Origin of the sequence: Streptomyces sp. NPDC059909, from assembly GCF_042730885.1 — a bacterium.
In the GTDB taxonomy this organism is placed as follows: Bacteria; Actinomycetota; Actinomycetes; order Streptomycetales; family Streptomycetaceae; genus Streptomyces.
Genome location: NZ_JBHWKX010000182.1, coordinates 1 through 3,369, shown reverse-complemented (window position 1 = coordinate 3,369; position 3,369 = coordinate 1). Strand labels below are relative to the sequence as shown.

Sequence of the window (3,369 nt, the reverse complement as noted above, 5' to 3'; positions counted from 1 at the left end):
CACCGCCACCGACAACGACTGACGAACCACCGAGGCCGCACAATGGCTCACGATTGAACCGTTCGAACTGGTCCCAAATTCAGCCGTTGCCGACAACGTCGGCGTTCCTTCTGCGGGCGTGCGCGCGGTGACGGCGTTCCGGGTCAGCGTGTACAGGTCCCAGGAGTCCGGGTCGCCGATGTACACGTACAGCGTCGGGTGCTCCGGCGTTCCACCCACGTTCCACTCGTCCATGCTGCAGCCGTCGAACGACACCGTGACCTCCTGGGTCCACGGGCTGTCGCCGGCGTCGTACGCCCAGGTACCTGCACCGGTGCAGTCGCGCAGAAGGCGCTGGATCTGCAGCGGCACGCGGCTTGGGACGAGCCACCGGCCACGGCGGCCGACCCGCCCGGCGCGCCCCCACGATGACCCCGAGACCGGTGGTGTCGGCATACACACGAACGTGCACCGGTTGGTACACGCGAACGTGCACATGGCGCCACCGTTCGCCACGGCCCTGTCGCCGCCTGAGCAAAGGCCGATCCGAATGCCGCCACAGTCTGACCGGCCGATAGCCTGCGCCAGTGATGACCGCCGACGATCGCCACTTTCCAGATGCGCTCGCCGCCGCGCTGGCTGTCCCTTTCAGCTACGACGCCGGTGACGGGGTTGATTTCGAGCCCTTCCCCCGCTTCCTGTCTGCTGACGAGACCGCTGACTGGATCCACGCATGGACCGGAAACACGGAACTGACCGGTGACGACTTCCGGGTGTTCGGACAGAACGGCGCCGGTGGCTACGCAGCGTTCTGGCTTGTCCGCCATGATCAGGATCTTGCCGATCAGCCCATCGTCTTCCTCGGCTCCGAGGGCGAAACCGCCGTCGTCGCACGAGACTTGGCCGACTTTCTGTGGCTGCTTGCGGGCGGCTACGGCCCTTTCGACGCGATCCCCTCATTCACCGACACATACGAGCCCGACTGGCGTCCGCGACCCAGCCAGGAGCTTGCCGCCATCGCCGAACGCTTCGCGCCCCGAGGCCGACGCTCGCCTGCCGACGTGATCAAACTGGCCGCCCAAGAGTTCCCTGACTTCGAAAACACGATTGACAAGCTGTGCCGCTGAGTAACTGTCCCCCAGCACAGTAGAGGCCAAAGGTGTGCACGCACAGCCGTACCCTGCGGTGCACATAAGGGTGTACGCCGACAGGTGGTGTCCCAGGAGTCCGGACGTTCAGGTGGAGCACCAGATCGCCGGCCCGCCGTCGACCGCCGAGTGTAGTCGTCGGGAGAGGGATCGTTCGCGCCGGCCGCTTCGGCGACCTGCAGGATCCAGGGGACGTCCATGGTCACCGGGAAGGTCGTGCACCGGTCCGGCATCGCCCAGCGGTGGGGAGAAGGCGAGTGCGATGACGGTGCGGACGATGCCGGCGCGGGCGTGGTGTCCAGCGGGTGGTCGGGAGCGGGTGGCGAGGATCTTCCGGCCGAAAGCACGGCACGGCCGGTTCGGCCGGCTCACGCCTCCGGTCAGGTCCTGGCGGCCGTATCGGTGAGCATGACCACGTCGGTGCCGGGCACTTCGTGACCGTCGTCGTCGAGGAACCCGATGTGGACAGGCTGACCGGTGGATCGCATCCGCCGCAGCGCGGAGGGGCCCGAGGGGCGCGGGCGATGATGGTCGCCCCACTGCTGCAGCGCGGCCAGCACCACCCGCAGGTCGCGCCCCGCCTGTGTCAGGTGGTAGCTCTGCCGTGGCCTGCTGCCCGGCTCCTGATAGGTCTGCGTGCACAGTACGCCGGTCTCGACAAGCAGCTTGAGCCGGGCGCTGAGCAGGTTCGATGCGATGCCCAGAGACGACTGGATCTCGGCGAACTTGTGTTTGCCGGCGAAGATCTCGCGGAGTACGAGAAAGGACCAGCGCTCGCCGAGAATCTGCAGGCTGCGCTCGATAGAGCAGGCCGGCTCGTCATTCATGGGGCCTGACCCCTGCTGTCCGGTTGGCACTGTCCACCTCCCACGTGGTGCCGGTCCCCCGTTTGCCGGCTGTCGCATCGTGCACCGGATAGTCTACCCCCTGGGTTTCCTCTTGCAATTCAGGCGCCTCTGGCTCGGGCATGGCCGCCGCTCCTACGACAGCGGACATGTGCACACCCGCCGACTGGCGTTCTCGCCTCCGCGCGGCGAAACCCCAGCCTCGCCGGTGACGCGGGCAGGTCCTCGAGCCTGCACCGCCGAATCCGCAAGCCCCGTTGCGCAAGGCCTGCACCTGCGTCGGCCGGGTCGATCCCCCCCCCGGCACCTCAAGCCCTGCGACCGCCCGCCGGCCGGGCCGGCACCCTGACCACCCGCCATCTACCCACCCGGCGCTGCCGCAGCCGAAGCCCCTCACAGCTCCCAGCGCACCGCAAATCACGCTTGATCTATCCCCATCCGGAGCATCCTGACTTGCATATCTAAATCCAGACGACTGCTACCCCCCGGCCGCCGGCGGGCGGCAGGCGTGGCCACGGCCCTCGGGGACGGCAGCACCACGACGGCCGGTGAACGGCACCCACGCGCACGGCCAACCATCCGGCGCACCTGACCCCGCAGGACACAGAAGGATGATCGATGGACAGTTCCGCACCAACGGCAATCGCCGCGGCCCAGACAGCCTTCCGGATAGCCGGCACGGCGATCGCCCTGCTGGATGCGCAGGGAACAGTGGTCGGGTGGACGCAGGCCGCCCAGCGGCTGGTCGGCTACTCGGCCGCGGACGTGGTGGGCCGATCCGGTGCCGCCTTCCTGACGGCCGGCGACGACCGGGCGAAGGCATCGGCGTTCGCCGAGCCACAGTGCCCACTCTCGCTGGTCCGGCTTGACGGGGGTCCGTCACCGCGACGGCCGCAGGATCGACGTACGCCTGTGCGTGCAGCCGTTGTCCGGTCAGGACGGCCGGGCCCAGTGGGTCGTGGCGGCGACCGGCAAGGACACGCCCCCCTCGTGGGTGGCGGAAGGATCGGACATGGAGTCGCTGACGGGGGCGCTGCATCTGCCGAGCAGCCTGCCGGTCGGTGTCGTGGTGCGCGACACCGAGCTGCGCTGCACCTGGGTCAACGACACCCAGGGCCTCATGGACGGCATCCCTCTTGAGCAGCGGCTGGGGCGCACGCTGACGCAGGCGGCACCCGGCACGGCGGCCGAAACGCTCGAGACGGCGATGCGCCAGGTGCTTCAGAGCGGCGTCCCGGCGATCAACAGGGAATACCGGGCCTTCCTGCCGACGCATGCGCGCCGTGAACCTGCGCTGGCGGCCTCCATCGGATAGCTAGCGAGGGGACCCGTGCCTTTAGGCATGGGGGGAATCGCTTCTCAGGACTGCTCTGACCTCAACTGTGCCCACGGGTCTG

At 68.5% G+C, this 3,369-nt stretch carries 4 protein-coding genes and 1 pseudogene; 3 read left to right on the top strand and 2 right to left on the bottom strand.

Annotated elements, in window-relative coordinates:
* Positions 1 to 351, bottom strand: a pseudogene (locus ACFV9O_RS39940) (hypothetical protein); the annotation flags it as partial.
* A 218-nt stretch (positions 352 to 569) separates the two neighbouring features.
* Here ACFV9O_RS39940 and ACFV9O_RS39935 point away from each other — a divergent pair.
* The gene (locus ACFV9O_RS39935; RefSeq protein WP_385427907.1) at positions 570 to 1,106 is read left to right on the top strand and encodes an SMI1/KNR4 family protein; all 537 of its coding nucleotides are present in this window, start codon (positions 570 to 572) and stop codon (positions 1,104 to 1,106) included.
* A gap of 401 nt (positions 1,107 to 1,507) precedes the next feature.
* Here the strand turns inward: ACFV9O_RS39935 and ACFV9O_RS39930 are convergent, their stop codons facing one another.
* Positions 1,508 to 1,954 (bottom strand): winged helix-turn-helix transcriptional regulator, encoded by a 447-nt coding sequence (locus tag ACFV9O_RS39930; RefSeq protein WP_385427905.1) that lies wholly within the window; start codon positions 1,952 to 1,954, stop codon positions 1,508 to 1,510.
* A 636-nt stretch (positions 1,955 to 2,590) separates the two neighbouring features.
* Here ACFV9O_RS39930 and ACFV9O_RS39925 point away from each other — a divergent pair.
* Entirely contained in the window at positions 2,591 to 3,112 is a 522-nt protein-coding gene (locus tag ACFV9O_RS39925) for a PAS domain-containing protein (protein WP_385427902.1), read from the top strand.
* Positions 2,994 to 3,287 (top strand): PAS domain-containing protein, encoded by a 294-nt coding sequence (locus tag ACFV9O_RS39920; protein WP_385427910.1) that lies wholly within the window; start codon positions 2,994 to 2,996, stop codon positions 3,285 to 3,287. The genes ACFV9O_RS39925 and ACFV9O_RS39920 overlap by 119 nt, the downstream gene beginning before the upstream one ends.
* Positions 3,288 to 3,369 lie beyond the last annotated feature (82 nt).

Bases quoted from the DNA above. Each gene is read 5' to 3' on its own strand.
- ACFV9O_RS39930 (WP_385427905.1), bottom strand. From the start codon at position 1,954: ATGAATGACGAGCCGGCCTGCTCTATCGAGCGCAGCCTGCAGATTCTC.
- ACFV9O_RS39935 (WP_385427907.1), top strand. From the start codon at position 570: ATGACCGCCGACGATCGCCACTTTCCAGATGCGCTCGCCGCCGCGCTG.
- ACFV9O_RS39925 (WP_385427902.1), top strand. From the start codon at position 2,591: ATGGACAGTTCCGCACCAACGGCAATCGCCGCGGCCCAGACAGCCTTC.